The 2,164-nt window shown below is 34.8% G+C and carries 1 protein-coding gene; it reads right to left on the reverse strand.

Features of this window, described 5'->3' with window-relative positions:
- Positions 1-46 precede the first annotated feature (46 nt).
- Complete coding sequence (locus ACOVQ4_RS05730) at positions 47-2,008, reverse strand: hypothetical protein (protein ID WP_421819694.1); 1,962 nt, start codon at positions 2,006-2,008, stop codon at positions 47-49.
- Positions 2,009-2,164: the final 156 nt, after the last annotated feature.

Raw genomic sequence — 2,164 nt, forward strand, 5'->3', positions numbered from 1 at the left:
TTGTGCCTGTTTGTTTTTTACGAATAAAAGAAAAGATTATGCCTATTTACCTTATTTCCGTGGACTTTGTATAACCTTGCACAGTAAACTTATTTTGTTTATTCTTTTCTGAAAATGAAGTTGTGGCTACAGGTTGAGAACCATCTCTTGATTTGAACGCTACGACTATATTTGCACCATAAATGGAGGCTTCATAGCCATCATAAATATCCATCCGTGAGATATGCCCCATTGGAAGTGTAGTTTGGTCGAGCATATCAGGGCTTATTTCGAATCCATCAAGAAAGTACTTGATAATCAAAGTAGGCATATATTTTACGGCTCTTGGGCCTATGAATTGTTTGTAGTAATTACCCATAAAGCTCTGTCCCAAAAAGCGTTTTTGAATATCAATTGATTGTGTTGGTTCTCTCGAAAAGAGGTTCATGTCATATTTTTTAGTATTGGATTTTCCCTTAACTATTACCTCTTTTAACTCCGTAGATTTTTCTATATCTACTTTTTGAAGCTTCTCAAAAGTCTCCTTCTGTGCCAATTTCAGTTCTTCTTGGATTTTGGGAGCTTTGAATAAGCGCCAATCAATTTCTAGGGCATCAATCTGGATTGGAGCAATATAGTCTTCATCTATTTTAAATGGAATAGATTCCTTTTGGTTTTGAACAGATATGGTAGCCGTTGCTTTATTGTAAAAATCTAGATTATGAAAAGTAAATAAACCACTTTCATCCATTTCCGCAAAATGAATTCCAGACGTGAAGGATGCAGGTATATCGTTGCTTTCCAAAAGCATGGTTACGCTAAGCTTTTGAGGATTGATTTTAGGGTTTGCTATTAACTTTCCTTTTACTTCAATATTATCTTGTGGAAAATAGTGATAGTGTTTGTTTTTTTCTAGTTTGTATAGTTTATTTTCAAGCGTTAGGAGCTGAAGATTGATGTCATCATGCGATAAATGGCTCAACTTACTACCAGTTTCTGTATCTAATAACCATTTTTTCTTTGTGGAGCCAATGCTAGGTTGCTCTAGGTAGTACATTTTCTGACACAGTACTTCCATGTTGGCATCAACAAGGGAGAAGTTGATAATACCTGGCGCTATGTCTTTGGTATTGAAATCTATTCTTGTAGAGTTTTTTGGAGAAAATACTGAAAGTTGATTAATTATTTTCCCTTGCTGGTGAATGAGTAAAAGTAGTGTGTCTTTAATAGGTTTTACATTTTGTACTCTAATTTTTAGCAAATCACTTTCGGGTATTCTATCGATTAAAATAGTATTACCACTAACAAGCGTGCTAGGTAAGGGCAGGATTTTATTACCCATTTTAAGTTGGAAAGTATCTTGAAGAGATGGCTGAAATTCCACTATTCCAATACCTTGTTTATTGGTCTGGATAGCGATAAGGGTGTCTTTTTGATTGCTCATAAGCCATACCTTTTCTTCGATAGGATTGCCAAAGTTATCTTTTATCTCAAATGCGATTCGGTTCCATGTTTGGGCAATGGGCTGGTCAAAAAAGTGAATATTGGTATCTATTTTGGTCGTAGAAATATCCTTTTCGTAGTTGATATTCAATATGGTGAAGTTTTGTTGTGGGATGAAAAAGTTTCTAGCCCAATTGGTATATACCCTCATCGTGTAAATACCTGAGGTTAATTTAGCATCTGTTTTAAGTGTCTGCTTTACTTGACCATCTTTAATTTTGAATATCCATCGGTCTACTACAGTTCGAGTTTTAGGATGAACCAAATCGATATACAAAGGAACACTCAGTGAGGTGGCTTGAAGCGATACCGCATCCAAAATCCATGCTTCTAGCTTAATATCCTCCCCAGCTATGTAAGTGTTTTTGTTAAGCTCAAATAATATTTTTTCTGGTCTAAATATGACCGAGCTAGAGTCATTTTGAGCAATAGACCAATTTTGACAAGTAGTAATGAGCGATAAAACAACGGAGAAAATGGCGATTTTACGCATTTTCGAAAGCATTTGTAGAATAGAAGTTTTCATCAGTTATTAGGTTGTTAAATTGTAATATCGAACTATTAAAAGAGCTTAGAGTAAATATAAAGGTTATCAATCAGAGGTTTATTGTAGAATTTAACGTTTGTGTTTTAGGCATAAGGCAACAGGCACAAGGCACAGAGTGTTCAAATGTTTTTTATT

It is taken from the genome of Flectobacillus sp. (assembly GCF_049240685.1).
Taxonomy (GTDB): domain Bacteria; phylum Bacteroidota; class Bacteroidia; order Cytophagales; family Spirosomataceae; genus Flectobacillus.